The sequence below is a fragment of the Ruegeria sp. CDSB113 genome, from assembly GCF_059611045.1.
The window spans coordinates 856,387-883,181 of sequence record NZ_JBXWOU010000001.1 but is presented as its reverse complement, the minus strand read 5'-3'; the positions used below and the strand labels follow the sequence as shown (position 1 = coordinate 883,181).

At 58.8% G+C, this 26,795-nt stretch carries 31 protein-coding genes; 18 read left to right on the top strand and 13 right to left on the bottom strand.

All coding sequences use genetic code 11. The features are described from left to right. On the top strand, positions 1–1,013 hold a 1,013-nt coding region (locus AC2FIS_RS04435; RefSeq protein ID WP_496772095.1), incomplete at its 5' end, for a hypothetical protein. 79 nt (positions 1,014–1,092) lie between these two features. Here AC2FIS_RS04435 and tyrS read toward each other — a convergent pair. Both tyrS and AC2FIS_RS04425 read right to left on the bottom strand, forming a co-directional pair. Next, a complete protein-coding gene (gene tyrS / locus AC2FIS_RS04430; protein ID WP_496705289.1) occupies positions 1,093–2,346 on the bottom strand; it encodes a tyrosine--tRNA ligase in 1,254 nt (417 codons plus the stop codon). 91 nt (positions 2,347–2,437) lie between these two features. Next, positions 2,438–3,706, bottom strand: coding sequence for an MFS transporter (locus tag AC2FIS_RS04425; RefSeq protein WP_496772093.1), 1,269 nt, complete (start codon positions 3,704–3,706; stop codon positions 2,438–2,440). 209 nt (positions 3,707–3,915) lie between these two features. On the opposite strand from AC2FIS_RS04425, the gene AC2FIS_RS04420 reads away from it, so the two are divergent. Further along, complete coding sequence (locus tag AC2FIS_RS04420; RefSeq protein ID WP_496772113.1) at positions 3,916–4,974, top strand: anhydro-N-acetylmuramic acid kinase; 1,059 nt, start codon at positions 3,916–3,918, stop codon at positions 4,972–4,974. A gap of 122 nt (positions 4,975–5,096) precedes the next feature. Here AC2FIS_RS04420 and AC2FIS_RS04415 read toward each other — a convergent pair whose 3' ends face one another. Beyond that, on the bottom strand, positions 5,097–5,315 hold the full coding sequence (locus tag AC2FIS_RS04415) for a hypothetical protein (RefSeq protein WP_496772092.1): 219 nt from the start codon (positions 5,313–5,315) through the stop codon (positions 5,097–5,099). 4 nt (positions 5,316–5,319) lie between these two features. Continuing rightward, a complete protein-coding gene (locus tag AC2FIS_RS04410) occupies positions 5,320–6,288 on the bottom strand; it encodes a hypothetical protein (RefSeq protein ID WP_496772091.1) in 969 nt (322 codons plus the stop codon). A 1,083-nt stretch (positions 6,289–7,371) separates the two neighbouring features. On the opposite strand from AC2FIS_RS04410, the gene AC2FIS_RS04405 reads away from it, so the two are divergent. Further along, positions 7,372–7,503: a recombinase family protein gene (locus AC2FIS_RS04405; protein WP_496772090.1), complete on the top strand. Its 132-nt coding sequence runs from the start codon at positions 7,372–7,374 to the stop codon at positions 7,501–7,503. Between the two features lie 261 nt (positions 7,504–7,764). After that, a complete protein-coding gene (locus tag AC2FIS_RS04400; RefSeq protein WP_496772088.1) occupies positions 7,765–8,079 on the top strand; it encodes a hypothetical protein in 315 nt (104 codons plus the stop codon). Positions 8,080–8,143: 64 nt separating this feature from the next. Here the strand turns inward: AC2FIS_RS04400 and AC2FIS_RS04395 are convergent, their stop codons facing one another. Together AC2FIS_RS04395 and AC2FIS_RS04390 are read right to left on the bottom strand one after the other, a co-directional pair. Further along, a complete protein-coding gene (locus AC2FIS_RS04395) occupies positions 8,144–9,046 on the bottom strand; it encodes a fatty acid desaturase (protein WP_496772087.1) in 903 nt (300 codons plus the stop codon). A 3-nt stretch (positions 9,047–9,049) separates the two neighbouring features. Continuing rightward, on the bottom strand, positions 9,050–9,469 hold the full coding sequence (locus AC2FIS_RS04390) for a cupin domain-containing protein (RefSeq protein ID WP_496764483.1): 420 nt from the start codon (positions 9,467–9,469) through the stop codon (positions 9,050–9,052). A gap of 85 nt (positions 9,470–9,554) precedes the next feature. On the opposite strand from AC2FIS_RS04390, the gene AC2FIS_RS04385 reads away from it, so the two are divergent. Continuing rightward, the gene (locus AC2FIS_RS04385) at positions 9,555–10,973 is read left to right on the top strand and encodes a protein adenylyltransferase SelO (RefSeq protein WP_496772112.1); all 1,419 of its coding nucleotides are present in this window, start codon (positions 9,555–9,557) and stop codon (positions 10,971–10,973) included. A gap of 11 nt (positions 10,974–10,984) precedes the next feature. Here AC2FIS_RS04385 and AC2FIS_RS04380 read toward each other — a convergent pair whose 3' ends face one another. The 3 genes from AC2FIS_RS04380 to AC2FIS_RS04370 all read right to left on the bottom strand — a co-directional run bounded on the left by AC2FIS_RS04380 (position 10,985) and on the right by AC2FIS_RS04370 (position 13,120). Then, on the bottom strand, positions 10,985–11,956 hold the full coding sequence (locus AC2FIS_RS04380) for a cation efflux transmembrane domain-containing protein (protein ID WP_496772086.1): 972 nt from the start codon (positions 11,954–11,956) through the stop codon (positions 10,985–10,987). A gap of 85 nt (positions 11,957–12,041) precedes the next feature. Beyond that, positions 12,042–12,929, bottom strand: a complete 888-nt coding sequence (locus AC2FIS_RS04375; protein ID WP_496772085.1) for a DMT family transporter — start codon at positions 12,927–12,929, stop codon at positions 12,042–12,044. Positions 12,930–12,937: 8 nt separating this feature from the next. After that, entirely contained in the window at positions 12,938–13,120 is a 183-nt protein-coding gene (locus tag AC2FIS_RS04370) for a hypothetical protein (protein WP_496772084.1), read from the bottom strand. Between the two features lie 14 nt (positions 13,121–13,134). Between AC2FIS_RS04370 and AC2FIS_RS04365 the strand changes: the two genes are divergently transcribed. The 6 genes from AC2FIS_RS04365 (at position 13,135) to AC2FIS_RS04340 (ending at position 17,674) form a co-directional block, all read left to right on the top strand. Then, positions 13,135–13,839, top strand: a complete 705-nt coding sequence (locus AC2FIS_RS04365) for an endonuclease/exonuclease/phosphatase family protein (RefSeq protein ID WP_496772082.1) — start codon at positions 13,135–13,137, stop codon at positions 13,837–13,839. 71 nt (positions 13,840–13,910) lie between these two features. After that, positions 13,911–14,324 (top strand): Fur family transcriptional regulator, encoded by a 414-nt coding sequence (locus tag AC2FIS_RS04360; RefSeq protein ID WP_113790079.1) that lies wholly within the window; start codon positions 13,911–13,913, stop codon positions 14,322–14,324. Positions 14,325–14,460: 136 nt separating this feature from the next. Further along, the gene (locus AC2FIS_RS04355; RefSeq protein WP_496772081.1) at positions 14,461–15,342 is read left to right on the top strand and encodes a DMT family transporter; all 882 of its coding nucleotides are present in this window, start codon (positions 14,461–14,463) and stop codon (positions 15,340–15,342) included. 145 nt (positions 15,343–15,487) lie between these two features. Then, a complete protein-coding gene (eno, locus tag AC2FIS_RS04350; protein ID WP_496772080.1) occupies positions 15,488–16,765 on the top strand; it encodes a phosphopyruvate hydratase in 1,278 nt (425 codons plus the stop codon). A gap of 50 nt (positions 16,766–16,815) precedes the next feature. Beyond that, positions 16,816–17,355: a GNAT family N-acetyltransferase gene (locus AC2FIS_RS04345; RefSeq protein WP_496772079.1), complete on the top strand. Its 540-nt coding sequence runs from the start codon at positions 16,816–16,818 to the stop codon at positions 17,353–17,355. A gap of 151 nt (positions 17,356–17,506) precedes the next feature. Continuing rightward, the gene (locus tag AC2FIS_RS04340) at positions 17,507–17,674 is read left to right on the top strand and encodes a hypothetical protein (RefSeq protein WP_496772078.1); all 168 of its coding nucleotides are present in this window, start codon (positions 17,507–17,509) and stop codon (positions 17,672–17,674) included. A 48-nt stretch (positions 17,675–17,722) separates the two neighbouring features. On the opposite strand, the gene AC2FIS_RS04335 is transcribed toward AC2FIS_RS04340, so the two are convergent. From AC2FIS_RS04335 to mazG, 3 genes are all read right to left on the bottom strand, one after another. Beyond that, entirely contained in the window at positions 17,723–18,172 is a 450-nt protein-coding gene (locus AC2FIS_RS04335; RefSeq protein WP_496772077.1) for a GNAT family N-acetyltransferase, read from the bottom strand. Then, a complete protein-coding gene (locus tag AC2FIS_RS04330) occupies positions 18,169–19,110 on the bottom strand; it encodes a nucleoside hydrolase (protein ID WP_496772076.1) in 942 nt (313 codons plus the stop codon). Before AC2FIS_RS04330 ends, AC2FIS_RS04335 begins: the two co-directional genes overlap by 4 nt. 63 nt (positions 19,111–19,173) lie before the next feature. Beyond that, complete coding sequence (mazG, locus tag AC2FIS_RS04325; protein ID WP_496772111.1) at positions 19,174–20,031, bottom strand: nucleoside triphosphate pyrophosphohydrolase; 858 nt, start codon at positions 20,029–20,031, stop codon at positions 19,174–19,176. Between the two features lie 66 nt (positions 20,032–20,097). Between mazG and AC2FIS_RS04320 the strand changes: the two genes are divergently transcribed. From AC2FIS_RS04320 to AC2FIS_RS04305, 4 genes are all read left to right on the top strand, one after another. Continuing rightward, entirely contained in the window at positions 20,098–21,261 is a 1,164-nt protein-coding gene (locus tag AC2FIS_RS04320; protein ID WP_496772075.1) for a M20 aminoacylase family protein, read from the top strand. Positions 21,262–21,273: 12 nt separating this feature from the next. Further along, positions 21,274–22,242 (top strand): agmatinase, encoded by a 969-nt coding sequence (gene speB / locus AC2FIS_RS04315; RefSeq protein WP_113790085.1) that lies wholly within the window; start codon positions 21,274–21,276, stop codon positions 22,240–22,242. Positions 22,243–22,304: 62 nt separating this feature from the next. Next, positions 22,305–23,252 carry an agmatinase gene (gene speB / locus AC2FIS_RS04310; protein ID WP_496772074.1) on the top strand — a complete coding sequence of 316 codons (948 nt, stop codon included), beginning with the start codon at positions 22,305–22,307 and terminating at the stop codon, positions 23,250–23,252. A 65-nt stretch (positions 23,253–23,317) separates the two neighbouring features. Next, entirely contained in the window at positions 23,318–23,734 is a 417-nt protein-coding gene (locus AC2FIS_RS04305; protein WP_496772073.1) for a DUF1499 domain-containing protein, read from the top strand. Here the strand turns inward: AC2FIS_RS04305 and AC2FIS_RS04300 are convergent. After that, on the bottom strand, positions 23,675–23,938 hold the full coding sequence (locus AC2FIS_RS04300; protein ID WP_496772072.1) for a hypothetical protein: 264 nt from the start codon (positions 23,936–23,938) through the stop codon (positions 23,675–23,677). The two genes, AC2FIS_RS04305 and AC2FIS_RS04300, sit on opposite strands and share 60 nt — an antisense overlap. 87 nt (positions 23,939–24,025) lie before the next feature. On the opposite strand from AC2FIS_RS04300, the gene prfA reads away from it, so the two are divergent. From prfA to AC2FIS_RS04285, 3 genes are all read left to right on the top strand, one after another. Next, positions 24,026–25,081, top strand: a complete 1,056-nt coding sequence (prfA, locus tag AC2FIS_RS04295) for a peptide chain release factor 1 (protein WP_058277596.1) — start codon at positions 24,026–24,028, stop codon at positions 25,079–25,081. Beyond that, positions 25,078–25,923, top strand: a complete 846-nt coding sequence (gene prmC, locus AC2FIS_RS04290) for a peptide chain release factor N(5)-glutamine methyltransferase (protein ID WP_496772071.1) — start codon at positions 25,078–25,080, stop codon at positions 25,921–25,923. The genes prfA and prmC overlap by 4 nt, the downstream gene beginning before the upstream one ends. A 237-nt stretch (positions 25,924–26,160) precedes the next feature. Then, positions 26,161–26,757 carry a DUF4167 domain-containing protein gene (locus AC2FIS_RS04285; RefSeq protein WP_496721647.1) on the top strand — a complete coding sequence of 199 codons (597 nt, stop codon included), beginning with the start codon at positions 26,161–26,163 and terminating at the stop codon, positions 26,755–26,757. Positions 26,758–26,795: the final 38 nt, after the last annotated feature.

Sequence of the window (26,795 nt, the reverse complement as noted above, 5' to 3'; positions counted from 1 at the left end):
GCGGCGGCAGCGGCGGTGGAGACGGCGGCGGCAGCGGCGGTGGAGACGGCGGCGGCAGCGGCGGTGGAGACGGCGGCGGCAGCGGCGGTGGAGACGGCGGCAGTGGCGGTGGAGACGGCGGCGGCAGCGGCGGTGGAGACGGCGGCGGCAACGGCGGCGGCAATGGCGGCGGCAACGGCGGCGGAAATGGCGGCGGCAACGGCGGCGGCAACGGCGGCGGAAATGGCGGCGGCAACGGCGGCGGCAATGGCGGCGGCAACGGCGGCGGAAATGGCGGCGGCAACGGCGGCGGCAATGGCGGCGGAAATGGCGGCGGCAACGGCGGCGGCAACGGCGGCGGAAATGGCGGCGGCAACGGCGGCGGCAATGGCGGCGGCAACGGCGGCGGAAATGGCGGCGGCAACGGCGGCGGCAATGGCGGCGGCAATGGCGGCGGAAATGGCGGCGGCAATGGCGGCGGCAACGGCGGCGGAAATGGCGGCGGCAACGGCGGCGGCAATGGCGGCGGCAACGGCGGCGGCAATGGCGGCGGCAACGGCGGCGGCAACGGCGGCGGAAATGGCGGCGGCAACGGCGGCGGCAACGGCGGCGGCAATGGCGGCGGAAATGGCGGCGGCAACGGCGGCGGCAATGGCGGCGGCAATGGCCCCGGCAATGGCAACGGCAATGCCGGCAACCCGGGTAACGGCGGTGGCAACAACGGCGGATCTGGACCCGGAACTGGAAACGGTGGTGGCAATAATGGTCAGGGTGGCGGCTCTGGCAACGGCGGCGGCGGCTCTGGCAACGGTGGTAGCAACGGCGGTGGCCACGGCGGCGGCAACGGAAATGGCGGCAGCAACGGTGGGCCCGGAAACGGGAACGGCAACGCTGGTAACTCCGGTAACGGCGGCGGAAACAACGGCGGATCTGGCCCCGGAACCGGCAACGGCGGCAGCAATAACGGTCAAGGTCACGGCGGCGGTGGTTCTGGCAACGGCGGCAGCAACGGCGGCGGTAAGGAAGAGCGCTAACAACAGGCGTTTTGGCGCCAGCCAAAGGAAAAAGGCCACCCAACTGGGTGGCCTTTGTTTTTCTGAACTATTGAGTGGCCTAGCCTAGCTGAACCAGTGCGTGGCGCTTTTTACCAGCGCTCAACTTGATCGGCGACGACAATGCGCCCGCGTCGATCATCAGCCCGGCATCAGTTAGCGGTGCGTCATCCAGTTTCGCACCGTTTTCTGCGATCAGGCGTTTGGCCTCTTTACCGGACTTTGCCAGACCCGATTTCACGATGACCTGTACGATGGACATGCCGTCGCCCAATTCAGCCGCGCTGAGGGTCAGGGTCGGAAGATCGCCCCCAACACCGCCTTTTTCGAACACTTCACGGGCCGTGGCCTCGGCGTTGGCCGCAGCCTCAGTTCCGTGCAGCAGGGCGGTGACTTCGTTGGCGAGGCGGATCTTGGCCTCGTTGATCTCGGACCCTTGCAGCGCGCCCAGTCGGTCACACTCATCCACCGGCATTTCGGTGTAAAGCTTTAGGAAACGGCCAACATCCGCGTCGGTCGTGTTCCGCCAGAACTGCCAGAATTCGTAAGGCGAGCGCATCTCGGCGTTCAGCCAGACCGCACCGTCCTGCGACTTGCCCATCTTCTTGCCGTCGCTGGTGGTCAGAAGCGGCGAAGTCAGGCCGTAGATCTCATGATCCAGCACGCGACGCGTCAGGTCGATACCGTTGACGATGTTGCCCCACTGATCCGAGCCGCCCATCTGCAGGACGCAGCCGTAACGGCGGTTCAGCTCAAGGAAATCATAGGCCTGCAGGATCATGTAGTTGAACTCAAGGAAGCTCAACGATTGCTCGCGATCCAACCGTGATTTCACCGATTCAAACGCCAGCATCCGGTTGACCGAGAAATGGCGTCCAATATCGCGTAGGAAATCGAGGTAGTTCAGGCCATCAAGCCATTCGGCATTGTTCAGCATCAGCGCCTTGTTTTCGGCATCGCTGTCATAATCGATATAGGCCGAGAACACCTTTTTGATGCCCGCAATGTTTTCGTCGATCTGTTCGGGACCCAGCAGGGGGCGTTCATCCGCGCGGAACGACGGGTCGCCCACCTTGGTGGTGCCGCCGCCCATCAGAGTGATTGGCTGGTGTCCGGTTTTCTGGAACCAGCGCAGCATCATGATCTGGATCAGGCTGCCCACATGCAACGACTTGGCCGTCGCATCAAAGCCGATATATGCCGGTTTGCACCCACTGATCAGCGCCTCGTCAAGGCCCTGATAATCGGTGCAGTCGGCGAGAAAGCCGCGCTCGATCATCGTGGCGATGAAATCCGATTTGGGGTGGTAGGTCATATCGTGCCCTTTGGGTTTATGTTGCGGGGCACTGTATAGGCGGCGCACTGGGTAAGGAAAAGGCACCATTTCCAAGAAAACGCGGGCTGTGTCAGCTTTTGACCGGGGGCAGGCGGAAGGCATAGAACATTGCGATGGTGTTCAACACCACAAGGACAACAATCGGCGTGATCGGATCATGCAGATGTGCGACTGCGCCAAGGATCGCAGCAAAAACAATTCCAACGAGGCCAGCGCTGACATCCCCTAGTGCAACCAGGTAGGGGCGCTCTTTTTCGACGCTCATCTGAATGAGATACAGGTAGCGCCCATAGATCACCCCATTCCCACCCAGCGATAGCAGCAGGATCACCAGCGCGTAAACCCAGACGTTCTGAGCGTAGCCGAGGAACGTAAAGCCAAGCGCCAACAGGGCCGAGATTGCGGCGATCAGGCATCCCAGCCACATCACAGGTTTGACCGAGACACGATCGCTGAGCCATCCCCACAAAAGCGAGCCGATCACCATTCCAAGGCTGGCCCCTATGACAAAATAGCTGAGCGAATGCTTGGTCCCCATATGCAGCGTCGCAGCATGGATTGTGTAGAAGGGCATCGCCAGCTCGACCGATACAAAGATCAGTCGGGCCGAAAGAAACTTGCGATACCAGGGATAGGCCATGCCGGTTTTGAATCCGGTCGCCAGCTCGGCCAAGGGCTTAGGTTTTTTCTTCGGCTCTGGCAAAGGGGCGCGCTGTTCATCTTCAAGCAGTCGCACCCCTGCAAAGGCAACGCCTGCGGCAAACATGGCAATCACGCCGCACCACAGAACGACGATGTGGCGCTGCATCGGTTGGTCCCCGGACAGCAGGTCGCGCGTGATCAGAACAACGATGATGGCCAAAACGCCCGAGATGGTGGCCTGCGCAAACACCATCCGGTTCCGTTTCGCTTCGGGGACAGAGATGCCGTAGATCTGGCTGGTTCCAAGGCTGGTGATCCCCTGGCACAATCCCAGGACCATCGCGGTGGTCAGGAACAGCAGTACGATCATCACACTGGGTAGTTTTGTTGAAAACAGGGCCACCGCCGCCAATACTGCGGCTGTCAACAGGTTCGGTGCGTAAACGGCCAGCTTGGCGCGGGTCGCCCGATTGATGAAAGGAGCGACAAAGATCTCGGCAACCAGGCGCGATCCGGTGACAAAGGGCAGAAGCATTCCTGCAAAAAACGTTGGCGCGCCCAGAGCCAGATACAGGAACGGCAGCACCAGATTTGGGTTGATCAACTGCCCTCCGATTGTGGCCAGAGCGCCGGACCAGAAGATCAGAAAATAGTTCCGGCCTTCGGATGGTTGTTTCTGCGAGTATGTGTCTGCCATATGTACCTAAAACTGATTTGTGTTCCTTATACCAAATTGCCGGGAAAAAGCGCGACCTTCGTGTGATCTGGCTTGCCTAGGGTTCAGCTGAACGGGCAGGTTAAACGGGCTGTGCCGATCAACCATGACGGTACAAACAGAATTCGGCAGGAGAGATCAGCGTGGGGCGGGCCATCAAACGAACAGGTGCGATCAGGGTTTTGGGCGCGATGTCCGGCACCTCGATGGATGGGGTGGATGCCGCGGTCGTCGAAACCGACGGGCACCGGATTATCGGCTTTGGCCCAAGTGGGTATCGTGCCTACTCCGACGACGAGCGCGCGGTTTTGCGTGCCGCTTTAGGGCAATGGCACGGACCTGACGTGGATGCCGCGGCAGAGCTTGTCACCTTGGCCCATGCCGAGGCGCTGTCTGAATTCGATGAGGTCGACCTGATCGGTGTGCACGGCCAAACTCTTGCGCATGAACCGAGCGGGCGTGGGACGTTGCAGGTGGGCGACGGGAAAGGGCTGGCTCAGGCATTGGGCGTGCCAGTCGTCTGGGATTTCCGCAGCGATGATGTGGCGATGGGCGGCGAAGGCGCCCCGTTGGCGCCTTTCTTTCATTTTGCCTGCGCCAAGTGGATTGAGGCAACCCAGCCGCTGTGCTTTCTGAACCTCGGCGGTGTCGGGAACCTGACCTATGTGGACCCCAGTTACGATGGCCCCGAAGCCCCCGGCGCGTTGCTGGCGTTTGACACTGGTCCCGCGAATGCACCGGTTGATGATCTGATGCAGGCGCGTCTGGGCCTGCCGATGGATCGCGACGGAGCCGTCGCGCGCGGCGGAACCGTCGAGATGGGCGCGCTCGAGCTATTTCTGTCCGAGCCTTACTTCATACGTATGCCGCCAAAATCACTGGATCGGAATGATTTTTCCGAGATGATCAAACTGGTTCAGGAGCTTAGCGATGCGGATGCCGTGGCCACGCTGACCGGTATGTGTGCTGCAGGGGTGGTGCAGGGGATGGAACATTGCCCCAAACCGCCATCACGCCTTTTGGTCACCGGCGGCGGGCGGCACAATCCCGTATTGATGGAGATGCTGCGCGTCGCGCTGGATTGTCCGGTCGAACCGGTCGAGGCCGTGGGTCTGGACGGAGATATGCTTGAAGCGCAGGCCTTCGGCTATCTGGCGGCACGCGTCGCCCGCAGGCTGCCGACCTCGTGTCCGGGAACAACGGGTGTGAAGGCACTGGTTGGTGGTGGGGTTGTGAGTTCGGTTGCGTAACGGGGCGGTGGGTTAAAAGTTGATTGCCCGGATTCCGCTTTGCGGACAAATTGAGCATCCGTTGCAAAAGCACCAATGGCCGCTTTCTGAAATATCTTTGTATACAGTTGATCGGTGTGAGCTCAGTTCAAGGTATCTTTGAACGGTTTCGGATGCGCGAAGTAAGGCATGGGGTTGCCGTCTGCGTCTTCCACTTCAATGCCATAAAGCGTTTGTGAGCGCGGTTCGGGAATGTGAGTGGGTCTTTTGACCCACTCAAACTTTTTGAACCCGCAGTCACTGGGGCTGAAAACCTCAGCGTATTCGACAACATCGCCTTTTTTGATGTCCTTGACGCTCATTGCTCTACACTGCGATCCGCTTGCGTGACTTGGCCGCTTTGCGTTGCTTGGCTTCCATCGCCTTGCGCTGTTTGCGGTTCAAGGTCCGTTGCGTCTTTGCCGAGGCCATGGGCGAATGCACCACGTCAAGCGGCTCGTTACGAGGCATGGCCGACAGCGCAGCACCTTTGAGCGGTTGCACCGGGCCGCGATCCAGCACCATCGGTGCAGGCAGGCGCGGGCCTTGGCTTTCCCATTCAGCGGCTTTGTAGATGTCCTCAAGCGTTGTGCCGGAACAGGCCAGCACGAAATCCTCGGGATTGGGCAATGTCTCGCCAAAATCCCAAAGGAACGGCATAGGTTCACCGTCACTAACACGGATCAGTTCGTCGTCGCCAACAACACCGCCACCCGCTTCGATCAGGTCAGCCACAGCCCAAGATTTGCGTTCTTTGCCAGAACCAACAAGGAAGCGCGTACCGAGGCGGATGCGGCCAACATCCTGTTGTACGGCTGTGCCATCCGCTTTGCGCGTCTGCGTTACCGCTTGGACAAAGCCGTCACGAGCGCTACCCACGGGAACATTCGTAGCCGCGCGGATCAGCGTGCCATCCTGATGCTTGATCACGCCATCATCGCGCAACACGTCGATCAGCGTTTCGTATTTATAGGGTTTTTTGCTGTCCGGGCGGTGGTAAACGTGACCGGGGGTCACGCGCGTGCCGTGGAAGTCCAGCAGGATTTTGGTGTTGTTCTGGAATGTCTGGGTTACTGGTCCCGGAACAAGGTTGTCGTTGTCGTCAAATGACACAACAATGTCGCCGATTTCGATCAGCTCAATGGGTTTCTGCCAAACTTTGGCGCGGACCCGATCTTGATCATAGATACCATCAGGGCCGGGTTTGAGGTCGGGATCAAGCGGCCACATGTCGATTGGGGTTTCTGAGCCAAAGCACTCTTCTATTCCGTAGAAACTTGTTATTTCGTCAATCACAGCTTGCTTTCCGAAGTACCCTGCTAGAACGGAAAGCAATGGGAACGGCGACGAAAATAGATTTTCGGTTGTGCTTGGGTATAGCTCATTTGCGATGTTCCTCACCTGTTCGATACTCAATTCATCAGTATGAAAAATTGTAGGTATGTATTCAACCGTGGTTTCAAGTGTGCCGAGGCCCAAGCCTTGCGTCATTCCCAACCGCAGCCCTGCACCAAGATCGTAACCTGTGGTTGAATCATAATCTAAGAAGATGCCGGCTTGCGCCTTGCCACCAACTCCTGTTGACCAACCTAAAATTTCGCGTTGATCGCCAAGAATCACCTGCATACCCCCAAACGCGTTTACAGTGTCAACATCGGCATAGAGCTTGCCGTCAACTCCTATCGTTCCAGAAACCTCAAAAGAACCGCCCAAAGTCCCACCGCTAACAGCTCCCCCAATTGTAAACTGCTGTGTTGCAGCGTTACGTTCTATTGTTATTTCGTATCCGCCCCAAGGTGTTCCAAATGTCCTGTCATACCCCAAGGAGGCATCAAGTGTATCCCAGCTAAGGTGACCATCCGCGACCCAATCAGAGAATACCTTTGGCAACCCCACATTCGCCGTAATAGTTGATGTTACACCACTGCTTGTAGTCGAATTAAGAATGTCAAATTCACTACCGCTATTCAGGACTACACCCATTATTCTCCCTTTCGAAATATCTATTACTTTGACTTAATGAAATTGGACAGCCTTCGCTCCAATACGAACACGCAAACTATCCAGATAAAGAACGCAATGTTTAGTTCTGAGCTCCCCCAGTTGGGGAACACATAGGCTTGCAATAGGAAAAACAACGCGGGAATTCCCAATATTCCTGCGACTAGTGCCAACACTCTGCGGGTGATTTCTGCTCTTCGGTCTTTTTCCATTGGAATAGCCGTAGCCCTTAGTCACAATCTGAACCGGTGAACTAGCTTATGTCGGAAACGGCGGTTATTGTCACGCTCAATCTCCGCGCGAGTGATCAGGGTGTTGGCCTCTCCAAAACCTGTGACAAAACGGTTGGAGCTTTGGAAGGTTTTGTCATGATAGCGCATGATCATCGGGTATGCTCGCGTTTCAACCACAGACCAAAATCTTGATGCTCAGACCGACACACTGACGGCGGCGGGGGCAGAACGTTTATTTTCTGAGAGCGTAAGCGGAGCCAAGGCGGAACGTCCATAGCTGGAGACGATGCTTGACCAGCACCGCGACGGTGACGAGGCGGTGCTTTGAGCAGGGGCGAACGAGGTTAGCAGACATACAAGCATCACGCAGCATTCGGTACTAAGGGCTCAGACCGGTCATCTGACAGTTTCAGTAGGTCATTGAGACGGTTCAATCGGTTTAAAGGTCAGCAACGCGGACAAACCTGACGTTTGCTGCGCGGGTTGTCAGTGTCTGCTTTATTGAACTACCGAAGTGTGCGCAGCGCGGGATAGTTTGATGAATAAATACGTACTGGCGGTAATTGTAGCCGTCTTTGGGGCACTTGTAATCGCAGTACCAATTGGTCTGAAATACTCACAGGCGACCCTACTGTTTGGCTTGATCGCAGTATTGTCTGCTCCTGTGGTAATTCACAAAGTTCCCAATGTAAGTGGGGCAACAGGGATGCTGGTGGGGCTGTCAATATTCGCCAGTTTTCCGTTAAAAAAGCTACTTCAGATTGACGGTTTCATAAATGAAGTGCCTGTAACTCTGGCATATGCCGCCATACTTTGGGTAATCGGCTTCGGTTGGAAGAGGAGTTGGCGCTAGGCCGACTTCCGCAAGCCTTGCAGCATATGTGACTATGGGCTCAAAGCAGCCTTTCCGTAAACAACTAGCTGAATGATTGGCGCTTCACACTTCGTACATACTCACTTGTAAACTGGGAGTATCCGTCCGAAGTCGACTTCAAATGTTCCCGCGTCCAGACGTGCAATGCAGGCAGCTGGTGGAAGGGCACATTCGGAAAGGCGTGGTGTTCGGCGTGGTAGGGCATGTTCCATGCCACAAAACGCACGATCCGGTTGGTGAACGTGGTGCGCGAGTTTTCGAGCATGTTGGCGACTGGCGGGCACAGGCCGTGTTCCGCCAGTAGATAGAGGCGCAGGAATGGTTGCCCCAGCAGAACGGGTAAAATCCAAAGCCAGAAGAACAGCGGCGACAGGAGCAGGCTTAGGGCTGCGACCGCGTAGAGTATCAACAGCAAAAGTGCCTCAGCCCGCATGGCGGTGTGTTGGCGCGCAGGTAGGTACGGGGCGTCGATGCGACCAAAGGCGTTTTGGAACAGGACACGTGCCATGCCTTTCCAGTAAGGCCAGCCGGACAGGTAGATCAGCAAGCTCAGCCGGTCTTGCGGTCTTGGCTTACCGCCAAGCTCAGGGTCTTTCTCTGGGTGGTTAGTCCATTTGTGGTGCGCAAGGTGAAAATACCGAAACCACGTAAAGGGCAGGGCGATCGGGATTGAAACAAAATGTCCGACAGCGTCGTTCAGCCAGCCGGTCTTGAACGGGGTCTTATGGGTGCATTCATGGCTGAGCGTGAACAGAAACACCAGCAGGACGCCCTGTGGTAGGATCAGAAACGGCCAGAGAGGAACCTGCCAGGCAATACCCGCACTGGTGGCGGACAGTAACACCAGATAGCCTAGAAGGTGACGCAGACCTGCTGCGTCCGAGCGCCGTTGTAGCTGATCTTTGGCCTCGGGTGGCAGTGACGCTATGAGGGCGCGGTGATCCATGCATCATCCGCGCGCGATGTCGAACCCTGGCTCGGCCAGTTCGAACCCGTCAAACTGGAACCCGGGTGAAACAGTGCAACTGACCAAAGTATAGTCTCCGGTGGTGCGCGCCGCCTGCCAGTGGTTTTCGGGCACGATCAGTTGCGGTGCGCCTTGTGACAGGTCGGGGCCCAGGATGTGATCGGTGGCTGGACCGTCATCCGTAGCGCTCAGCGATAGGATCAGCGGAGCGCCAGCGTGGTAGAGCCAGATTTCGGTCGCGTCCACGCGGTGCCAGTGGCTGCTTTCACCAGCGGCCAATAGGAAATAGATGCAGGTCCCGGTGGCGCGGCCCGCGTTATCCGCGCGCCAGGTTTCGCGAAACCAGCCACCCTCGGGGTGTTGTTCCAGTTTCAGGTGGTCGATGATCTCTTGAGCGGTCATGGGGCCTCTTGTCTTTTGCGATGATTATGCACGCGAAGGTGCGATCCGCTATGGTATTCGTGTACGCAAGGAATATGTTTGCGGCATGACCCTGACCATCCCGTTTGATAACAGCTACGCCCGCCTTCCCAACAGCTTTTATGCGCGGCAGGCACCTATTCCCGTGCGTGCCCCACGCCTGATCGCATTCAACTCGGAATTGGCGAAGGTATTGAAGGTCACACCGGGGGAGGTAGAGGAGATGGCCGAAGCCTTCGCCGGCAACACGCTGCCCGAAGGCGCAGAGCCGATTGCGCAGCTTTATTCGGGACATCAGTTCGGCAACTATAACCCGCAGCTTGGCGACGGCCGCGCTGTTCTGCTGGGCGAAACGATCGGGACAGATGGTCTCCGTCGGGATATCCAGCTCAAAGGGTCCGGACCTACCCCGTTCAGCCGTCAGGGGGATGGTCGCGCATGGCTGGGGCCGGTGTTGCGGGAATACGTGGTGTCCGAGGCAATGCATGCGCTGGGCATCCCGACGACCCGCGCGCTGGCGGCAGTTGAGACCGGAGAGATCGTGCTGCGCGAAGGGCCGATGCCCGGCGCGGTGCTGACCCGCGTGGCGCAAAGTCATCTGAGGGTCGGTACATTTCAGGTTTTTGCAGCGCGTGGTCAGCTGGACAGCCTGCGCCGCCTGACGGAATACGCAATAGACCGCCACTATCCTGACGCGGATGGTCCGATGGGCCTGCTGCGCGCGGTGGTGGAGGCGCAATCGCAATTGATCGCAGCATGGATGAGTGTGGGGTTCATCCACGGGGTGATGAACACCGACAATTGCTCAATCGCGGGTGAGACCATCGATTATGGGCCCTGCGCTTTCATGGACAGCTATCATCCGAACACGGTCTACAGTTCGATCGACCGGATGGGGCGCTATGCCTATTCCAACCAGCCTGACATCGCCGTTTGGAACGTAGCGCAACTGGCGACGGCACTGATCCAGCAGATGGAAGACAAGGACGCAGCCGTCGAAGAAGCGACCGAGATTGTACACGCCATGCCGGATTTGCTGCAGCAGAACTGGCTGAAAAGGTTCCGGGCCAAGATCGGGTTGATGAACGAGGAAGAGGGCGATCTGGAACTGATCTCGGATCTGCTGAGGCGCATGGCGCAGAACCAAGCGGATTTCACCAACACCTTCCGGGCGCTGGGCGGTGATGCTGCACGTGATCAGTTCACCGATCCTGCGGCGTACGACACCTGGTCCGACGGGTGGACCGCGCGTCTGGGGCGTGAGCAGGACCCATCCACCGTAATGTCCGCCGCAAACCCGGCTTTCATTCCGCGTAATCACCGGGTTGAACAAATGATACAGTCGGCCGTTCAGGGCGATTACGCGCCGTTCCAAAGGCTGAACACTGTTCTGGCGCGACCTTATGAGGATCATCCCGATGCGGATGATCTGAAACGCCCGCCATCAGAGACCGAAGTTGTCCGTGCGACGTTCTGTGGAACCTGAAGTTCTGGCGCTCAGACCTCGTCGCGATAGGGGTTGATCTCATCCGGCCAGCGGCGGGCGTATTGGGAGATCATCAGATAAACATCCGCCCCGTCGATTGCCCTGCGCGCATCGCGGACCATACGCAGGTTAAGGGTGTCGACCTCTTCAGCGGTGATCGCGCGCAGCGGGTTGTAGTAGACGGTGATCAAAATGGTCCGACCTTGTTTGGTTACGGACATATCCCGCAATGCGCCACCGTCCTCTGCGATTGCCGGGCGCAAGGCACGACGCGCAGCAGCAAGAAGGTCGGGGCTGGCGGTGGCGTTCGCCAGCTCACCCAGCCCGCCGCGAAAGTCGCGCAGATATGATCCGATGGCCAGAACGCACAGGAACAAAACGATGATCGAGTCGCCGACGGGTGCGATCGCCGATAGGGCCCCATCCCGGAACAGGTAGATTGCCCCAAGGCCAATTGCAGCGGCGGCGGTGAAAAGGCCATCGAACAGCGCTGCCTTGGATTCTAGTCGCAGGATTGCACTGGCCTTCCCGGTCTGCCGCCAGGTGAAATAGTGAAAGGCCCATAACAGCACGCAGGTCAGGCCGATGGCAGCGAAGTAGATGAACATCGGCCCAAATATCAGCGGTTCAGGCATCATGCCGTTGTAGTAGCTGTAGATGTTCTTGGTCGCGTTCGAGATGGCGAACAGCACCAGTCCCAATAAGGACAAAGAGCGGAAGGTGGAAAAGATCGCCTCATCCGCTGCATAGCCAAACGGGCGTCGCTTGTCGGGGCCTGCATCAATCTTCAAACTGATACGGCGGCCAAGGAATGCCGATCCAAAGCCGACCAGCGAATACAGCCCGTCCATCATGATCGCATTGGAGTTCGACAAAATCCCGGCCAGTATACCAGCCGCGCCCATGAACAGGTTGCCGCCCATGGCAATGATGAGCGCGCGCCCCTCAAGCTGCTTTCTGCGTTCTGCATTGGGCATCGACATCTGGTAACGTCCTGATAGGGCATCAAACTCCGCAACAGATACCCGTTCGAAGGGGATAGGCCAACACCTGCTATGGCGGGTTGTCCTAGTCCCGCACGATTTCAAGCACAGCAGCGCTGACGATCAGGATGGCGCCCAACAGCTCGCGCAACCCGAACGGCTCGCCCGAGAACGCGGCGGCCGAGGCCAAGCCGACGACAACCTCGCTCATCAGCAGGATACCGACGCGGGCAGGGGACAGTTTGGTTGCGGGCCAGATTGTCATGAACACCATGGGTAAGGTGTAGAAGGCCGACAGCAGCACAAACTGAAGGGTCCAAAGAAGATCGGCCCGCGCGATTGTTGGCAACGCAGGTTCGGGCAGAACCGTGAGGCTGACCAGGGAAAGGATCAGCGCGCCTGCGACAAAGGCAAAGACCTGACCCGAGGCTGAGATCGTACTGGTTCGGTACAGCCCCAACGTACCCAGCGCCCAGCACATGCCCGAGGCCAACGCCATCCAGTCGCCGCTGTTTTGGGGCAGCGGGATACCACCCGAGTCGCCCAGCACGACGAATAGACCGCCGACACCGCAGGCAAGGCCCGCAAGCCGCCCCAGAGTCAGGCGTTCACCCAGAAACACCCGGCCCAGAATCGTGCCCCAGATCGGGGTGAGGTAGAATAGCAGGATCGACCGCACCACATCCGTATAGACAAGGCTGATGGAATAAAGACTGAAGGCCGCGCCGGTGAACGCACCGCTGAACACCAGATCGCGCCATTGCAGGGCCAGCGTCCCTCTCTTTTTCCAGATAAAGGGAACCAGCCCCAGCAGCGCAACACTATACATCGCGATACCCGGCCAGGGCCCGGTCAGGCCCAGGTCAAAGAGAAACCGAAGGGGGATCCAATAGAGACCCCACATCATGCCACCGATCACCAGGACAATGCTTGCCCAGGTGCGGTTGTTCGAGAGTGTGTTGCTGGAAACCACTTCAGGCCTCAATTGGACGCGTTCCACGGGGATAGAGTATCGGCACCCCGTTGATCAAGCGCGGCATTCCTGATCGCGCCGCCTGCCAGAATATCGGGCACTTTGGCAGCGCGAAAAGCTCTTATTTGCCGCTCCTGCAGAAGACTGGGGTTGCGCCCGGCCACCAGCGTGGCACTTTGGGGTTCGTCCATTTGATCGGAACCTTATGTCGCCTCAATCAATCCTGCGGATTGCAAGCTATAACATCCAGAAATGCGTGGGCTTGGATTTTCGCCGCCAGCCTCAACGCATAATGCAGGTCATTGAAGGCATGCAGGCTGATATTGTGGTGTTGCAAGAGGCCGACAAAAGGCTACCGCCGCGACCCGCTGCCTTACCACATTTCATGCTGGATGAAGCGGGTTGGCAGATCGTCGATCTTGGCGGCGCAGGCAGCTTGGGCTGGCACGGCAACGCGGTCATCTGGCGCGGGGACAAAATTGACGTGCGCACGACCGGTCACCATGATTTGCCCGGGTTGGAACCTCGCGGTGCAGTTCGGGTCGAGTTCGACACCCAGATCGGGCCGCTTCGGGTGATGGGGATGCATCTGGGTCTTTTGCCTGCATCTCGGCGGCAGCAGATTCATCAACTCCGGCGCTGCGATGAGGATCTGGATCAAATGCCTACCGTATGGGCCGGAGATTTCAACGAGTGGTCGCGCCAGCCAGTGCTCGATCATCTTGCACCCGACATGCGATTTTTGCCCCCGGTTCCCAGTTTCCCGGCTGCACAGCCTCTGGGCGCACTGGACCGGATCGCGCTGGGCGCTGGGCTTGAAGCCGTTGTGCATGGCGTCCACAAAGCGCGGCCTGCGCATATCGCATCAGATCACCTGCCAATCTGGGCTGATCTTCGCAAGGTCGCTTAGGCGCAAATCCCCTGTGGCGCCAGCGGCGCAGACGTATTAAGACAGAAACCCGAACTACTCTGAGGGTCACTATGTCCGACACGATCATCGCCCGTTGCGAAGCCAAAGGTCTCCGCATGACGGGTCAGCGCCGCACAATTGCTCAGGTGTTGCAGCAAAGTGATGACCATCCGGATGTAGAAGAGCTGTACGCCCGCGCCTCTAAGGTGGATTCGGGTATCTCGATTGCCACGGTCTATCGCACCGTGAAACTGTTCGAAGAGGCTGGGATTCTGGAGCGGTTGGAATTCGGCGACGGGCGTGCGCGCTATGAAGATGCCGAGAGGGACCACCACGACCATCTGATCGACATGCAGTCGGGGGAAGTGATCGAATTTGTCGATCCCGAGATCGAGGCCCTGCAGGAAAAGATCGCAGCCAAGCTTGGGTACAAGCTGAAAGGGCATCGGTTGGAACTGTACGGCGTGCCGCTGAAACAGGACTGATCCATCACGAAACGCGATTGGTTGCCGCACGGCAATTCATGAAACATGTCGCAATATCGCTTGCGGCGTCGCCGATGATACGGTTTTGCTGACTTAAGGTCGCGGAATTTCCCGCACCATCTCAACGGACACGCGTATGAACAACGTACACGGCATCTTGCTGATCATCGGATCGATGGCGGCCTTCGCGCTTGAGGACATGTTCATCAAGCATCTGTCGATCACTGTACCTACGGGTCAGATCATGATCGCCTTGGGTCTGGTCTGCGGGCTGGTGTTCGTACTGATGTCATTGGCCACACGCAAACGCATCTTTGATCCGGAGGCGTGGAAAGGTCTGCCGCTGGCGCGGGCAGGGACCGAGGCGGTAGGAGCCCTGACCTTTGTTACCGCGCTGTCGCTAGTCGAGCTGTCCACCGTTGCTGCCGTCTTTCAGGCGATGCCGCTGGCCGTGACTATGGGGGCGGCACTGTTTTTAGGCGAGCAGGTCGGTTGGCGACGTTGGAGCGCCATCGGAATCGGCTTTATCGGTGTCCTGATGATTATTCGTCCAGGTCTGGAAGGGTTTCAGCCCGAGTCGCTGTTCGTTGTCGCGACCGTAATTGCGATCGCCGCGCGTGATCTGATTACACGCAAACTGGACGTCCGGGTGGCCTCGTCCGTTGTTGCCATGCAAGCCTACATCGCAGTTGCCCTTGCCGGGGCGGTTCTGATGGTGTTTCTGGCTCAGCCAGTTGTTCCGCTGCAGAACGCTCAGATTGGCCCCTATCTGGGGGCAATCGCATTTGGCGTCTTGGGCTATTACGGCATCGTGACGGCCATGCGGATCGGTGAAGCCTCGGCCCTGACACCTTTCCGGTACAGCCGGCTGGTGTTTTCCATCGCGGCAGGGATGCTGATGTTTGGCGAACGGCCTGATCTGATGACGGTGGCCGGTGCCGCGTTGATCCTCGGATCGGGCATGTACACCTTTGTTCGCGAACGCCGGCTGGCGCGTGCAATGGTGGTTGCAGCCTGACGGATCGTCGCACGTTGGCGCAAACACGTGGCTGTTAGCCCTAAATCCCCATGAACATAACCGTTAGCGGTAACATCGCTGGTTTACTTTTGGCTCGGTGATGTTATGAGGCATGCAACCAAATGCAGCCACAGGGACGGGCCTCATGAGTACCATCATCGACATCCACGCACGCGAAATCCTGGACAGCCGGGGCAACCCAACCGTCGAAGTGGACGTGATTCTGGAAGACGGCACCATGGGCCGCGCCGCTGTGCCTTCGGGTGCGTCAACCGGTGCGTATGAAGCAGTGGAAAAGCGTGACGGTGACAAGTCGCGCTATATGGGCAAAGGCGTGCTTGAAGCTGTCGCCGCTGTGAACGGTGAGATCGCCGAAGAACTGGTCGGCTATGACGCGACCGAGCAGGTCGCCATCGACGGCGCAATGATCGAACTGGACGGGACCGAGAACAAGAGCCGTCTGGGCGCAAACGCCATTCTGGGCGTCTCGCTGGCCACGGCTAAGGCCGCGGCAGATTTCACCACGCAGCCCTTGTACCGTTATGTCGGCGGCACCTCGGCCCGTGTTTTGCCTGTACCGATGATGAACATCATCAACGGCGGCGAACATGCCGACAACCCGATCGACATTCAGGAATTCATGATCATGCCGACCTCGGCCGCGAATATCCGCGAAGCCGTGCGCATGGGCTCCGAGGTGTTCCACACGCTGAAGAAAGAACTGTCCGCCGCCGGTCTAAACACTGGTATCGGTGACGAAGGTGGGTTTGCTCCGAACATTGCGTCCACCCGTGAGGCGCTGGATTTCATCCTGAAGTCCATCGAAAAAGCGGGCTACAAACCGGGCGAGGAAATCCACCTTGCACTGGATTGTGCCGCAACCGAATACTTCAAGGACGGCAAATACGTGCTGGCGGGCGAGGGGATCTCTCTGAGTTCGGAAGAGAACGCGGCTTACCTGGCGGCGTTGGTCAATGACTACCCGATCATTTCCATCGAAGATGGCATGTCTGAGGATGACTGGGATGGCTGGAAAGCTCTGACCGACATGATCGGCGACAAGGTGCAGCTGGTGGGCGACGACCTGTTCGTGACCAACCCTGTGCGCCTGGCCGAAGGGATCAAGCGCGGCTGCGCGAACTCGATGCTGGTCAAGGTGAACCAGATCGGATCGCTGACTGAAACACTGCGTGCCGTCGATATGGCGCACCGTGCACGGTATACCAACGTCATGTCGCACCGCTCGGGCGAAACCGAGGATGCAACCATTGCCGATCTGGCGGTCGCGACCAACTGTGGTCAGATCAAAACCGGCTCGCTGGCGCGGTCGGACCGGTTGGCCAAATACAACCAGCTGATCCGCATCGAGGAATCGCTGGGTGAAGTTGCGGAATACGCGGGCGCGTCGATCCTTCGCAACTGACGCCATTAATGCTAAGCTGATCCTCTGGTTTTTTGTTCGAGGATCGTGTTTTGCTTAAAGTCATCGAAGCTGAAACGCCGGACCACTTTGATGAGGTTCGGCGTTTGTGTTGGGAATACCGCGATTTCCTGCTGACGCTGGACGCCAAGTCCGTGCGCGTTGTGAAGACCTATTACCCTCGCGACGTATATGCCCGGCTGATGGATGAGATCCACGTTGAGCACGCCACACCAAACGGAGGGGTGCGGTTGGCGCTGAAAGATGGGCAGGCTGTCGGGTGCGGAATGTTCCGGACAATCGGGCCGGGCATTGCCGAAATCAAACGGGTATTTGTTAGCGAAGCTGCGCGCGGGACTGGTGCGGGATATGCGGTCATGATGTCCCTGATAGAACAGTGCCGTAAACAGGGGTTTGACTGCATTCGCATGGACACGGGCAAGCCATTGGAATCGGCAAAGCGTCTGTACCTGTCGATGGGCTTCCAACTGCGCGGCGCATATTCCGAGATTCCGGAGATCGCGAAAGACACATTATTGTTTTTTGAAATGCCTTTGTCCGGTGCTCAGGTGGAAAATTCGCAAATCGAGTGATTTTTCTTCAAGGTCTTACATGTTGTTATCGCTTGTAAAAATCAAACTTGTTAGAAATACACCTACATAAATTCAATTTTGTGTGAACTTTTACCTATTTGCCTGACCCCGATGTCTCGTAATGTGCCTGCATTACAGAAAGGGGAACGACATGACTGGTTCGAAAATCCTTCTCGTAGCTTCAGTGATCAGCACTGTATTTTTGGCGGCCTGTGCGGGGCCGGGCACTTATCCGATCACCGGGGATGCGGTGTCCGCAAGTGACCCGGTTCTGGGTATGGAATCACCGACCTACATGTATCGCGGTGAAGCCCGCTAGGGCTTTCACGGGGGGACGGGCGGCGACGCCCGTAAGTATCTGTCCGATTTAGAGCTTTCGGCTCATCAAGACATAGCGATCGCGCGGTTGGAAGCCAGTGCGCAAGTACAGCGTATGCGCGGCCTCGTTCGTGCGATCGACTTCCAGGTGAAGGGCGGTCAGACCGGCCTCGGCCAGAGCCTTGGGCAGGTCAAGCAGCACTTCGGTGGCGATGCCACGGCCGCGCACGGCCGGGCGGATGTAGATTTCGTCTATGAAACCGTCCATGCCGCCGAACTCGACCGACCAGCCGAACGTCAGGATGGCATAGCCCAGCGGCGCACGTCCTGGACCGATCAGATAGACGCAACCGTGGGGAATACCCTCTAGCAAGGGGGTCAGCGCATTGCGGGTCTGGTCCATGTCCTGCGCGATCCCGGCTTCGGTGTGGAACGCAGTTACGAGGCTCATCAGGCGGTCCAGATCTTCGGGGCGCGCAAGGCGAAGTGCGGCGCTCATAGCCGGGCCAGCCGTTCGGTCAGCAGGGCAAAGAAGCCGTCAGCGTCGATTTCCCCAATGAACATCGCGTTGGGCGGATGGTCTGTCACGCGCCACCAATCAGCGACGGTCATACCCATCGTCAGTTCGGACTGCGTTTCGATCTGAACATTGATGTGTCGGCCTGAAAACAGTTCGGGCCGGATCAGATAGGCGGTCACGCACGGGTCGTGCAGCGGCGCGCCTTCCGAGCCGTATTTCTCTATATCGAAACGTTCGAAGAAATCCGTCATCTCGGCCACGGCGTGCCCGACCTTACTGTCGAGGGCGCGGAAGGCGTCATTGCGATGTTTCGTGACCAGCGCATCGTGGGTCACGTCTAGCGGCATAGCGACGACATGAACGCCGGATTTGAACACGATATCAGCAGCTTCGGGATCGACATAGATGTTGAATTCCGCCGCTGGGGTGATGTTGCCGACCTCAAAATACGCACCGCCCATCAGAACGATTTCCTGGACCCGATCAACAATATCTGGCGCTTTTTGAAAGGCGGATGCGATGTTGGTCAGCGGGCCGAGCGGGCAAAGTGTGACGGTTCCCGGCTCATGTGCGCGCAGGGTGTCGATGATGAAGTCGACCGCGTGCCCGTCGGCCAGCGGCATTTCCGGATCAGGCAGGACGGGACCGTCGAGGCCGGTCTTGCCGTGCACATGTTCTGCGGTGACCAGAGGGCGGTTTAGCGGGCGGTCACACCCGGCATAAACAGGGATATGCGAGTGGCCGGCCAGTTCACAGACGATCCGCGCATTCTTGGCCGTCAGTTCCAGTGGCACGTTCCCGGCAACGGCGGTAATGCCTAGAACATCAATCTCTTCCGGACTTGCCAATGCCAGCAAGATGGCGACTGCGTCGTCCTGCCCGGGATCGGTGTCGATGATGATCTTGCGCGGTGCCATGCTTTGCCTCCGGGGTATTGAAGCGCGGACACTCGCAAGTGTCACCACGCTTGTCCAGTGGTTTCAGGCTTGCGTCGTGGCATCCACCGGCGGGAGTTTGCCATTGGCGCGATGCTCTTCAATTTTGACCTCGTCCCATAGCGCATCCATTTCTTCGAGATCGCTTTGAGACGGTGTTTTCCCGCGCGCAGCCAGCCGCGCCTCGACCTGTTCAAACCGACGCGTGAACTTGGCGTTGGTGCGGCGCAGGGCGGCCTCGGGTTCGATCCCCAGATGGCGGCCCAGATTGACCATCACGAACAGAAGATCGCCGAATTCATCCTCCAGCGCGTCGGCGTCCTTGGCATTGCGCGCCTCCTCCAGTTCTGCGGCTTCTTCGGTGATCTTGGCCAACACATGGCTGGCATCGGGCCAGTCGAACCCCACGCGGGCCGCGCGTTTCTGCAGTTTGTGCGCGCGCAACAGGGCAGGCAGGTTGGCCGCGACACCGTCCAGTGCGCCTTTCTGTTCCTTGCCGGCGCGCTCTGCCGCCTTGATGGTTTCCCAATCCACAGTCTGCTGGTCCGCTGATTTATCGCGGGATTCATCGCCAAATACATGCGGGTGACGGTCGACCATCTTGTCCGACATGGTCCGCACCACGTCCTGAAAGGTAAAATGCCCGGCTTCTTCGGCCATTTGTGCGTGAAAAACCGACTGGAACAGCAGGTCGCCCAGCTCGCCTTTCAGCTCATCATAGGCTTCGCGCTCGATGGCATCGGCGACCTCATAGGCCTCTTCGATCGTGTAGGGGGCGATGGTGGCAAAATCCTGTTCGATATCCCACGGGCAGCCTGTTTGCGGGTCACGCAGACGGCGCATGATTTCCAGCAGGCGCTCGATACCCGCTTCGCTGTCGTGGATCAGAGGATTTTCGGCCATTGCGAACCCTTTCGTTCCGGTGTCAGATGCATCCATTCCGCAGTCCCGATCAGGAGTCCACCCCAGATGCCCGTCGTCAACCGAATTGCCGATTATTCAGCCGATATGGCCGCATGGCGCAAACACTTGCATTCGATCCCCGAGTTGGAGTTCGAATGCCATGAAACGGCAGCATTCGTAGCGGACCGTCTGCGCGAATTCGGAGTGGACGAGCTGCACGAAGGTATTGCCAAGACCGGGATCGTCGCGATCATCAACGGGCGGGGCGAGGGGCCTACGATTGGTCTGCGCGCGGATATGGACGCGCTGCCGATCCCCGAGGAAACGGGCGTCGAATACGCCTCGACCAATCCGGGCAAGATGCACGCCTGCGGTCATGACGGGCATACTACGATGCTGTTGGGTGCGGCGCGTTATCTGGCCGAGACGCGGAATTTTCGCGGCCGTGTGGCGCTGATCTTTCAGCCTGCCGAAGAAGAAGGCGGCGGCGCGGGCGTGATGGTCGAAGAAGGCATCATGGACCGGTTCGACATCTCTCAGGTCTACGCGCTGCATAATGCGCCGAACCTGCCCATAGGCGCATTTCACACGACTCCGGGGCCGATCATGGCGGCGGTGGATACGTTCGAGATTCATATTCAGGGCGTTGGTGGTCACGGGGCCATGCCGCATGAAGCCCGCGACCCGGTGATGGCGGCTTGTGGTATCGCGCAGGCGATCCAGACGATTGTCAGCCGCAACAACTATGCGCTGGACGACCTGGTCGTCTCGGTCACGCAAATCCACACCGGGACGGTGAACAACGTGATCCCCGATACGGCCTTCATCAACGGTACAGTCCGGACATTCGACCCAAACGTTCAGCAGATGGTGATCGAGCGGATGGAGCAAATCGTGCAGGGGCAGGCGACCTCATACGGGGTCGAGGCGCGGCTGGATTATGAAAAGAACTATCCGGCCACGATCAACGATGGCGAAAAGGCCGGATTTGCCGCCGAGGTGGCGCGCGACGTGTCCGGGGCCGAGCGCGTTGTGGGCAACATGGGGCGTGAGATGGGGGCCGAAGATTTCTCGTACATGCTGCAATCGCGCCCCGGCGCCTATCTGTTTTTGGGGCAGGGCGAGAGCGCCGGGCTGCACCATCCAAAATACAATTTCAACGACGAGATCGCGCCGGTCGGCGCATCGTTTTTTGCACGGATCGTCGAAAAGGCGCAGCCGCTGGGCTGACGGGGGAAAGATATGGCACTGGAAGACGCAAAGAACCAGGTGGACGAGGCTTTCACCAATCCTGATCTCAAGGGGTTGTCCAACGAGAACACCTTTGGCGGCGCGACCTCGTTCCTGCGCCGTCTCTACACCAAGGACCTCAAGGGCGTCGATATTGCCGTCACAGGTGTGCCCTTTGATCAGGCTGTGACGAACCGTCCCGGCACCCGACTTGGCCCCCGCGCGATCCGTGAGGCCAGCGCGCTGCAATCGCCGGATGCGCCCTACGGCTGGCCCTTCGATGCACTCAGCGAGCTGGCAATCGTGGATTACGGAGACATGGCTTATGACTATGCCAATATCCCTGCCTTTCCGGATACTCTGACCGACCACATCCGCACCATTCTGGCCGCCGATGTGTCATCGGTCACGTTAGGCGGTGATCACTATATCAGCTTTCCGATCCTCAAGGCTTATGCCGAGAAATACGGTCCGATGTCTCTGCTGCAATTCGATGCGCATACGGACACCTGGGCCGATGACGACATGTCCCGCGTGGATCACGGGACGATGTTCTACAAGGCGGTGAAATCCGGCATCGTGGACCCGAAACGTTCGGTTCAGGTCGGAATTCGCACGACCAACGAGGATACTCTGGGCGTCAACATCATCGACGCGCGCGAGGTGTACGAATCCGGCCCTGCCGCTGTGGCGCAAAAGATCAAAAGTATTTTGGGCGATAGCCCGGTCTATCTGAGCTTTGACATCGATGGTCTGGACCCGGCCTTTGCCCCCGGCACCGGCACGCCCGTTTGGGGTGGTCTCAGTTCCATTCAGGCGCAGATCATCCTGCGCGATATCGCCGGGATCAATATCAAGGGAGGCGACGTGGTCGAGGTCTCACCGCCCTATGACACCTCAGGCGCGACGGCCATTGCCGGTGCTCACGTGGCGACTCAGATCATTTGCCTGCTGGGGTGGAACAAGCTGGTGCAGGATTAACCTTTGGTTAGCCATCTTTCCTGTATCTGATTAACCAAAAGCCGGACGGGAGAAATACGGGCATGACAGACTTTAACCAACCGATCAGCGGCAATGATCTGGCGAGGTTTTCCGGGCCGAACACATTCATGCGGTTGCCGCAGGCTGACTCGCTGGCAGAACTGGACGTAGCCGTTCTCGGCATTCCGATGGACATCGGCACCTCATGGCGGTCCGGCACGCGGTTTGGACCAAAACAGATCCGCAGCGAAAGCGCGATGATCCGGCCCTATAACATGGCGAATTCGGCCGCTCCGTTCGACAGCCTGCAGATCGCGGATATCGGGGATCTGGCGATCAATACGTTCTCGCTGGCCGACAGCCTGAAGATCATCAAGGAAAGCTACGATTCAATTCTCGATCAGGCGGTGATCCCCGTTGCGATGGGCGGCGATCATTCGATCACGCTGCCGATTTTGCGCGCCATTGCGACCAAGCACGGGCCGGTCGCGCTGGTGCATGTGGATGCCCATGCCGACGTGAATGAAGAGATGTTTGGCGAGCGTGAAACCCACGGCACTGTCTTCCGCCGCGCCTATGAGGAAAAGCTGATCGTCCCGGACAAGACCTTTCAGATCGGTATTCGCGGTTCGGGTTACGCGGCCAGCGACTTTACCGAGGCGCGGGACTGGGGCTTTCGCCAATTCCCGGCGTGGGAGCTGTGGCAGCAGAACCTGACCGAGATCGGCTCGCAAATCCGCAAAACGATCGGCGACCATCCGGTCTATATCACCTTTGACATCGACAGTCTGGACCCAGCTTACGCCCCCGGCACCGGCACGCCCGAGATCGGAGGGCTGACCACGCCGCAAGCGCTGCAACTGATCCATGCGCTGGCGGGCGTGAACGTGGTCGGGTGCGATCTGGTCGAAGTGTCCCCGCCTTATGATCCCAGCGGCAACACGGCGTTGACGGCGGCAAACCTGCTGTTCGAGCTGCTGTGCATCCTACCCGGAGTGACGTCACGATAGTTCGCCTTGCGCCTTGCCTGCCCAGGCGATGCAAGTAGTGTCCCGGAAAAAATGGGTTTGGGACAATGAAAACGATGTTGTGGCTGATTTGTGGTTTGATTGTAGCTTCGGTGGCTGTGTTGGCGGCCTATATCCGACTGGCGCCTTCTGACCCCGGAGAGTGGCACGTGGCCCCCGAAGCCGAAGTGGATCGCGACCTTGAAGGGGGCGTGCTCCGAGTGGTTGAAACCGGCCCCGAAGGTCTGGCTCGCTTTGACGCCATCGCGCGCGTGGCACCCCGCACCACTGTTTTGGCCGGTTCGGTTGACGAAGGGATGATCACCTATATCACCCGGACCAAAACCGTCGGTTTTCCGGACTATACGACCGTGCAGCAGGACGGAGATGTCTTGCGCATCTACGCGCGCCTCAGATTTGGGGAATCAGATCTTGGGGTGAACCGTGCTCGTATTGATGAGTGGCTTGCCCTGCTGCAGCCCTGAGGACAAGCACCCCTCCTGAACCTCGCGCCACATCGGTACGTTCAGGGACATCTGGCATTGCGCAATGAACATGCGGCCGTCGACTTGCAGGCAAATCATCTCGCCCAGTTCGACGCGGCTGCCTGATTTGTCGGTGCAATAGCAGTCCTGAACCTTGCCGCCGGGGCCGACCACATCGGCCAGGGCGGGTGTCGCGAACAGCATTAAAACCAGTATCAACCGTCTCATGGGCAATAACCTAGCACACGGACGGGCCTTGACCAAAGCCCCGGATTGATAGACACCGCCGGGATGATCCCCGAAGAACGACTTGAACAGATAACCCAGCGATTCCAGTACCTCGAAGCGGCCATGGCGGATGGTGCCTCGGGCGGGGACATTGCGGCCTTGGCCAAAGAATATTCCGACCTCAAGCCGGTTGTGGATCAGATCATGGCGTGGCGTCAGCTGGTCGCCGATCTGGCCGAGGCCGAGGCGATGCTGGCCGACCCCGACATGAAAGAACTGGCGGAAGAAGAAATTCCGGCGTTGAAGACCCGCATCCCCGAATCCGAACACGCCTTGCAACTTGCGCTGTTGCCCCGTGATGCGGCGGATGCGCGTCCGGCGATGCTGGAAATCCGTCCCGGAACTGGCGGAGATGAGGCCGCGCTGTTCGCTGGGGATCTTCTGCGCATGTACCAGCGCTATTCCGAAGCGCGGGGATGGAAGTTTGAGATCATCGAAGAACAGGCTTCGGATCTGGGTGGGATCAAAGAGGTCGTGGCCCACATCAAGGGCGAAAACGTGTTTGCCCGGATGAAATACGAATCCGGCGTGCACCGGGTGCAACGTGTGCCCGAAACCGAAAGTGGCGGACGCATTCACACCTCGGCTGCGACAGTCGCGGTTTTGCCCGAGGCCGAGGACGTGGATATCCAGATCGACGCCAATGATATTCGCATCGACACCATGCGCAGCTCGGGTGCTGGGGGGCAGCACGTGAACACAACCGACTCGGCGGTTCGGATTACCCACCTGCCGACGGGGATCGTTGTAACAAGCTCGGAGAAATCGCAGCACCGCAACCGCGAGATTGCGATGCAGGTGCTGAAAACCCGGCTGTATGATCAGGAACGCCAGCGGATCGACAGTGAGCGGTCGGCGGACCGGGCCAGCCAGGTGGGCTCGGGGGATCGGTCCGAGCGGATCCGAACCTACAATTTCCCGCAGGGGCGTATGACCGATCACCGCATCAATCTGACTCTATATAAGCTGGATCAGGTGATGCAGGGCGATCTAGACGAAGTGATCGACGCGTTGACTGCCGATGATCAGGCGCGGCTGCTGGCCGATATGGCGCAATGATCGCCGCGCTGACAGCAGCACAGGCGATGGTCGCAGCCACAGCGCGATTGCGGGCGGCTGGCGTGGCTGACCCGGCGCGGGATGCGCGGGTTCTGCTGGCCCATGCGGCGCGGATCGAAGCCAGCCGGGTCACTCTGATTGCGCCCGAAGAGCTGTCTCCTGAGGTTGCAGAGCGTTATGATCAGTTGATCTCGCTGCGTGCGGTGCGTGTTCCGGTGTCACACCTGTTGGGCGAGCGCGAGTTTTATGGCCGACGGTTCCGCGTCAGTCGCGATGTGCTGGACCCACGCCCGGAAACCGAAGCGCTGATCGAAGCCGCGCTCAGTGAACCGTTCGATCATGTACTGGATCTGGGTGTCGGCTCAGGCTGTATCCTGATCACGTTGCTGGCTGAACGGGCCAGTGCCTCGGGCGTGGGTGCGGACCTGAGCGAGGCCGCCTGTCTGCAGGCCAGCGCAAATGCAGTGCAACATCAGGTACAGGGTCGGGTGGAAATCCTGCAATCTGACTGGTTTCAGAATATTGATGGTCAGTTTGATCTGATCGTTTCGAACCCGCCCTACATTTCACTGCAAGAAATGGCCGACCTTTCGCCAGAAGTACGCGTGCATGAACCGCGCATGGCGTTGACGGACGAAGGGGACGGGCTGGGCGCTTATCGTCGCATCGCGGCGGGTGCACCGGACTTTCTGCTACCGGGCGGTCGTCTGCTGGTGGAAATCGGTCCAACGCAGGGGCATAGCGTCGCGACTTTGTTCGAGTCGGCGGGTTTGACAGCCACACGGATCGTTCCCGATCTGGACGGTCGCGATCGCGTCGTTTTTGCCAAAATGCCGCATTAATGCGGCAACCTGAGGCCGAAATACGCCGATTAATGTAAAAAAGCTGCGAATTTTTGGACAACCCCCTTGTCTGTACGCACAGGACGTGTTTACTCAACACCAGTCGGAGGGCTGACGCTGGTTCAGCGGGCCCCGGACGCCAAGCCCAAAATAGTCGACATCGCGTCACAGCTAAGCTTTTGAGCAGTGTAGGATGCGAGATGATCGACAGCGAATGACAAGGCTGACGTAAAGTAAATGAGATCTTCCAAATCCCGCTCTCGGGTCAAGAATAACCGCAACCGTCCTTCTGGGGGCAATGTCGTAAACCGGGTTTTTGACAGCTCGGGTCCCGAAGGCAAGGTGCGCGGTACGCCCCAGCAGATTATCGACAAATACAATCAGTTGGCGCGCGACGCCCAACTGTCCAATGACCGTGTGGCGGCTGAGAACTTTCAGCAGCACGCAGAACACTATCTGCGTCTGCTGAGCGAAGCACAGCGCGAAATGGAAGCGCGACGCGAAGAGCAAGACCGCCAGAACCGCGAGCGTCAGGCCGAGCGGGATCGCGAACGCGCCGAGCGCCAGGAGCGCGAAGCTGCCGCCCGTCAGTCGGACCCAGCCGAAGCGCCGCAGCCTGATGTGATGGATTTCACACCCGAGGCAGCCACCCCAGAATCCGGTTTGGTTGAGACCCCGGAGAGCAAGGATGCTGCAGCTGCTGCGGCGGCCGAAGCACCGGCGAAAAAAGAAAAAGCACCGCGTCGCCCGCGTACGCGTAAGCCAAAGCCTGCGCCAGAGGGGGCAGAGGACGCGCCGACAAGCAACGGTGATGCACCGGAAGCGGCTGAGTAATTTCCGCCATAGAGTTCAAAAAAGCCCCGGAGTTCACT

Bases quoted from the DNA above. Each gene is read 5' to 3' on its own strand.
- AC2FIS_RS04385 (WP_496772112.1), top strand. From the start codon at position 9,555: ATGACCCTGACCATCCCGTTTGATAACAGCTACGCCCGCCTTCCCAAC.
- eno (WP_496772080.1), top strand. From the start codon at position 15,488: ATGAGTACCATCATCGACATCCACGCACGCGAAATCCTGGACAGCCGG.
- AC2FIS_RS04305 (WP_496772073.1), top strand. From the start codon at position 23,318: ATGAAAACGATGTTGTGGCTGATTTGTGGTTTGATTGTAGCTTCGGTG.
- AC2FIS_RS04415 (WP_496772092.1), bottom strand. From the start codon at position 5,315: ATGAGCGTCAAGGACATCAAAAAAGGCGATGTTGTCGAATACGCTGAG.
- prmC (WP_496772071.1), top strand. From the start codon at position 25,078: ATGATCGCCGCGCTGACAGCAGCACAGGCGATGGTCGCAGCCACAGCG.
- AC2FIS_RS04390 (WP_496764483.1), bottom strand. From the start codon at position 9,469: ATGACCGCTCAAGAGATCATCGACCACCTGAAACTGGAACAACACCCC.
- AC2FIS_RS04420 (WP_496772113.1), top strand. From the start codon at position 3,916: ATGTCCGGCACCTCGATGGATGGGGTGGATGCCGCGGTCGTCGAAACC.
- speB (WP_113790085.1), top strand. From the start codon at position 21,274: ATGGCACTGGAAGACGCAAAGAACCAGGTGGACGAGGCTTTCACCAAT.
- AC2FIS_RS04340 (WP_496772078.1), top strand. From the start codon at position 17,507: ATGACTGGTTCGAAAATCCTTCTCGTAGCTTCAGTGATCAGCACTGTA.
- AC2FIS_RS04395 (WP_496772087.1), bottom strand. From the start codon at position 9,046: ATGGATCACCGCGCCCTCATAGCGTCACTGCCACCCGAGGCCAAAGAT.
- AC2FIS_RS04425 (WP_496772093.1), bottom strand. From the start codon at position 3,706: ATGGCAGACACATACTCGCAGAAACAACCATCCGAAGGCCGGAACTAT.
- AC2FIS_RS04370 (WP_496772084.1), bottom strand. From the start codon at position 13,120: ATGGACGAACCCCAAAGTGCCACGCTGGTGGCCGGGCGCAACCCCAGT.
- AC2FIS_RS04335 (WP_496772077.1), bottom strand. From the start codon at position 18,172: ATGAGCGCCGCACTTCGCCTTGCGCGCCCCGAAGATCTGGACCGCCTG.
- AC2FIS_RS04300 (WP_496772072.1), bottom strand. From the start codon at position 23,938: ATGCTGTTCGCGACACCCGCCCTGGCCGATGTGGTCGGCCCCGGCGGC.
- AC2FIS_RS04355 (WP_496772081.1), top strand. From the start codon at position 14,461: ATGAACAACGTACACGGCATCTTGCTGATCATCGGATCGATGGCGGCC.
- AC2FIS_RS04380 (WP_496772086.1), bottom strand. From the start codon at position 11,956: ATGTCGATGCCCAATGCAGAACGCAGAAAGCAGCTTGAGGGGCGCGCG.
- AC2FIS_RS04400 (WP_496772088.1), top strand. From the start codon at position 7,765: ATGAATAAATACGTACTGGCGGTAATTGTAGCCGTCTTTGGGGCACTT.
- tyrS (WP_496705289.1), bottom strand. From the start codon at position 2,346: ATGACCTACCACCCCAAATCGGATTTCATCGCCACGATGATCGAGCGC.
- speB (WP_496772074.1), top strand. From the start codon at position 22,305: ATGACAGACTTTAACCAACCGATCAGCGGCAATGATCTGGCGAGGTTT.
- AC2FIS_RS04320 (WP_496772075.1), top strand. From the start codon at position 20,098: ATGCCCGTCGTCAACCGAATTGCCGATTATTCAGCCGATATGGCCGCA.
- AC2FIS_RS04285 (WP_496721647.1), top strand. From the start codon at position 26,161: ATGAGATCTTCCAAATCCCGCTCTCGGGTCAAGAATAACCGCAACCGT.
- AC2FIS_RS04360 (WP_113790079.1), top strand. From the start codon at position 13,911: ATGTCCGACACGATCATCGCCCGTTGCGAAGCCAAAGGTCTCCGCATG.
- AC2FIS_RS04330 (WP_496772076.1), bottom strand. From the start codon at position 19,110: ATGGCACCGCGCAAGATCATCATCGACACCGATCCCGGGCAGGACGAC.
- AC2FIS_RS04405 (WP_496772090.1), top strand. From the start codon at position 7,372: ATGATCATCGGGTATGCTCGCGTTTCAACCACAGACCAAAATCTTGAT.
- AC2FIS_RS04365 (WP_496772082.1), top strand. From the start codon at position 13,135: ATGTCGCCTCAATCAATCCTGCGGATTGCAAGCTATAACATCCAGAAA.
- prfA (WP_058277596.1), top strand. From the start codon at position 24,026: ATGATCCCCGAAGAACGACTTGAACAGATAACCCAGCGATTCCAGTAC.
- mazG (WP_496772111.1), bottom strand. From the start codon at position 20,031: ATGGCCGAAAATCCTCTGATCCACGACAGCGAAGCGGGTATCGAGCGC.